The following is a 4,205-nucleotide window of genomic DNA, read 5'->3' as shown; positions in this document are numbered from 1 at the left end:
AACTAAATCAGATTATGCTGGAGCAGGGATTTGTTAAAAACAGAGAATTAAGCCTTTGTAAAAAAGACGGAGCCATGATCATTGCTTCCATATCGACAGTGGCAGTAAAAGATGAGAATGGAAATGTTAAATATTTCGATGGGATCATTGAAGAAATAACCGAAAGGAAAAGAGCAGAACAGGATTTAAAGGAAAGTGAGGAAAAATTCAGGATACTGGCGGAAAATATTCCGGGAGTTATTTATTTGAGCCTTAATGATGAAATGAAAACTCTGGTCTATTTGAATGATGAAGTGAAAAAACTGACTGGATATTCAAAAGAAGAATTTATGAGAAATGATATCACTTTTTCTGATCTGTATCATCCTGATGATAAAGCAGATATTCATTCTGTAAAAGACAATTCGTTGAAGCAGAAAAGTGCATTTCACCTGGTCTATCGGATCAAGGATAAATACGGTAAACAGCATTGGATTGAAGAATATGGAATAGGAGTTTTGAGAGAAAACAATGCCATTTTACTGGAAGGATTTATGATCGATATAACATCTAGAAAAAAAGTAGAAATGGCATTAATAGAAAATGAAGAAAAATTCAGGGAACTTTTCAATAATATGAGCAGCGGTGTTGCTGTTTACGAAGCACATGATAATGGGAATGATTTTGTTTTTAAGGATATTAACAAAACCAGTGAAATGATAGAGAAGGTCTCCAGAAATGAGATTATTGGAAAGAGTGTTCTTGATGTATTCCCATCGATAAAAGAGTTCGGTCTATTCGAAGTATTTCAGAAAGTATGGAAAACCGGAAATCCGGAACATCATCCGGTTTCCTTTTATCAGGATGAAAAAATTGCCGGTTGGAGAGAGAATTATGTTTATAAACTTCCTTCCGGAGAGATTGTTGCTGTATATGACGATATAACTCGAAGGAAACAAGCAGAAGAGCAGGTTAAAAAAAACCTGGAAGAAAAGGAAGTCTTGCTTCAGGAAATCCATCATCGTGTTAAAAACAATATGCAGGTTGTTTCCAGTTTGCTTAGAATGCAGTCCAGATATTTTAAGGATGAGTTCGATAAAAAACTGATTTTGGACAGCAGGAATCGAGTTAATTCCATGGCTCTTATTCACGAATCTCTGTATCAGTCAAAAGACCTTTCGCAAATTGATTTCGAATATTATATTAAAAATCTTATCGGGCATTTGATCTCAACTTTTGGATCAAAAGCTGAACACATCAAGTATAAACAGAATATTAATAAAATATTTTTGAATATCAATAAAGCAATTCCCTGCGGATTGATCGTTAATGAATTGATCTCCAACTCGATCAAATATGCTTTTCCTGATGGAAAGGAAGGTGAAATTTCCATCAACATGGAATTAAAAGACAACGAATATACTCTCTTTGTTTTTGATAATGGAGTTGGATTACCTGAGGAAGTCGATTTTCTTAAACCGGAATCATTAGGTTTACAGTTGATCAGCGCTTTGACAAAACAACTGCATGGTACGGTCGATCTTGAGAGGAAGAACGGAACATATTATACTATAAGATTTAAGAAAGAATTCACTGGGTAAGTTTGCTAAAAAAAGATAGAATTTTCTATTCCGCTTGAATTTATAGACGATCTCTCAAGAGAAAATAGAGGGAGTTATCAAAAAGGAAAACAAATGAATGATATAAAAAAAACGAAAAATCAGCTGGTAAAAGAACTCGCAGAACTTCGGGCTCAGATCAAGGATTTGAGAGAAGGATCAAATAAAAATGAATTCAAAACAAACAATGCTGATTCCCTGCTTAAAACCGTAAATGTTCCTGAAATGTTCATTCCGCCATTCCTGAAAGCTCAGGATTATGTAAAACAGTTTTTTGCAGATCGTGAAGAAGATCCGGAACAGGCAACTATCAAAATTTCAGGTGAAAGGTATATCCTGGTTCGGGCAGCTTCCATGTCTATCGAATTTTTTGACTTGATGAAATATCTTTATCGTGATCATTCTGAGGAAGAATCGAGGAAAGTTGCGAATGGATTTTTATTTGATATTGCTCATGCTCTGGGAAAGGCTGATGCCAAAGTTTTTCATACGAAAATGAAAGTTACGGATCCTGTTGAAAAACTTTCTGCGGGTCCGATCCATTTTGCTCATTCAGGTTGGGCATTTGTTGATATTTTACCTGAATCAAGACCATATGCAGATGAAAATTATTTTTTAATATATGATCATCCGTTTTCCTTTGAAGCAGATTCCTGGTTAACGCGAAACAGGAAAACCGATTTTCCTGTCTGTATTATGAATGCCGGATATTCGTCAGGTTGGTGTGAGGAAAGTTTTGGTATTCCTCTCATTGCAGTCGAGATCGAGTGCCGTTCCAAAGGTGATGAACATTGTCGTTTTATCATGGCTCCTCCTTCAAAGATCGAGGAACATTTATCTCGTTACAGTAAACATTCTTATGAAGCATCTGCAGCATTACGAAATGTTGAAATTCCTGAATTTTTCCAGAGAAAACGAATGGAAGAAGAAATAAAAAAATACCAGGATCACCTGGAAGAATTAGTTGCAAAAAGAACTTCACAACTTAAAATCACCAATGAAAAACTGCAACAAGAGATTATTGAAAGGATTCAGGTCGAGAAAGCATTAAAGGAAAGTGAAGTGAAGTTCAGGACTATAACCGAAAATGTTAATGTCGGGATTTATAGAAATACTGCTGGAGCAGAAGGACATTTTTTGGAAACGAATCCCGCTTTTATCGAGATGTTCGGTTATGACAGCAAAGAAGAGTTGATGAATATAAATGTGTCCGATCTCTATTCTCAATCGAATAATAGAAAAATTTTTAATGAAAAAATGCTTACAAAAGGATTTGTCAAAGATGAAATCCTGAATTTAAAGAAAAAAGACGGAACTGAAATTGTATGTTCTATTTCAGCAGTAGCAGAGAAAGACAGAAAGGGAAAAATCCTGTATTATGATGGAATAATCGAAGATATAACAAAGCGGAAAAAAGCAGAAGACCAGATCAAGAAAAACCTGGAAGAGAAAGAAGTTCTTCTAAAAGAAGTTCACCATCGGGTAAAAAATAATATGCAGGTTATTATGAGTTTACTAAGATTGCAGACTAACTATATTACTGACAAACATGCAAAAAGTCTCTTTAAAGACAGCCAGAGTCGGGTCGCTTCAATGGCTTTGATCCATGAAAAGCTGTATAAATCAAAAAACTTGAGCAGCATCGATTTTAATGAATATTTGCGGGATTTGACACAAACTTTGATCCAATCTTATAATATAGGTCACAAAATGATCCGGTTTGAACTGAAGATTGAAAATGTATTTTTGAATATAAATCAGGCAATTCCCTGCGGATTAATTATTAATGAATTAGTTACAAATTCCCTGAAATATGCATTCCCGGGTAATATAAAAGGAAAAATAGCAATTGATTTTCATTTAAATAAGGATCAGTATTCCCTGATTGTTTATGACAATGGAGTAGGAATTTCTGCTGATACTGTTCTGGAAAATCCGAAAACTCTTGGTTTGCAATTAGTAAATGCTTTAATCCAGCAGCTTCACGGGACACTCGAACTAAAAAGAAAAAATGGAACTGCTTTCAATATCTGTTTCAGCAAGACACAACTTGAAATTTTAAAATAAATTTTGAGAACTGTCATTCCGATTATTGTTTTGCTTATCTTCCGAGGATTCTTAAATTCCATACATCAATTATAGTTGATGTTTACATAAACTCCTATGAAATCCCATTTAAATTTCCTGCAAAATAAGGAAATAGGATTTTGATTAAAATGGACAAGATCGGTGTTTTACGGATCAGGTTTCATCTTAATGGAACTATCCGCTTGCGGATAGCTCTGGGCTGAGGTCTGGATTTATTCTTTTTCTCCTTTATGACCAAATCTATTATCCAGCCAATCCCATTCTTCATCAGAAAGTTCACCACAATAATTATCAGTGATCTCAACTAAGAAAAGCCTGTCAGTATCTTCGAGAATACCTTCAAATTTTGCGGAAATATCATTTAAACTTTCTTCGGTTGGAATCAATAAAGTGTCCGGTGATATCTGGATGATGTCTTTATAACTGTCGAGAAAGGTTCTGAATTTGTTTCTTTTTGCTCTTGCTAAACGCCGACCAATAAAATTGATCTCATAATTCATCAAAAAAACTGCCATTTTT

The 4,205-nt window shown here is 34.6% G+C and carries 2 protein-coding genes; both read left to right on the top strand.

Annotated elements, in window-relative coordinates; translation table 11 throughout:
* The coding region (locus ENL20_09535) for a PAS domain S-box protein (protein HHE38797.1) at positions 1–1,580 on the top strand (1,580 nt) is incomplete at its 5' end.
* Positions 1,581–1,673: 93 nt separating this feature from the next.
* Positions 1,674–3,665: a PAS domain S-box protein gene (locus tag ENL20_09530; GenBank protein ID HHE38796.1), complete on the top strand. Its 1,992-nt coding sequence runs from the start codon at positions 1,674–1,676 to the stop codon at positions 3,663–3,665.
* Positions 3,666–4,205 lie beyond the last annotated feature (540 nt).

It is taken from the genome of Candidatus Cloacimonadota bacterium, from assembly GCA_011372345.1.
Lineage (GTDB): Bacteria > Cloacimonadota > Cloacimonadia > Cloacimonadales > TCS61 > DRTC01.
Note: the sequence above shows the minus strand (reverse complement) of the source record. Positions and strands in the feature narration are given on the sequence as shown.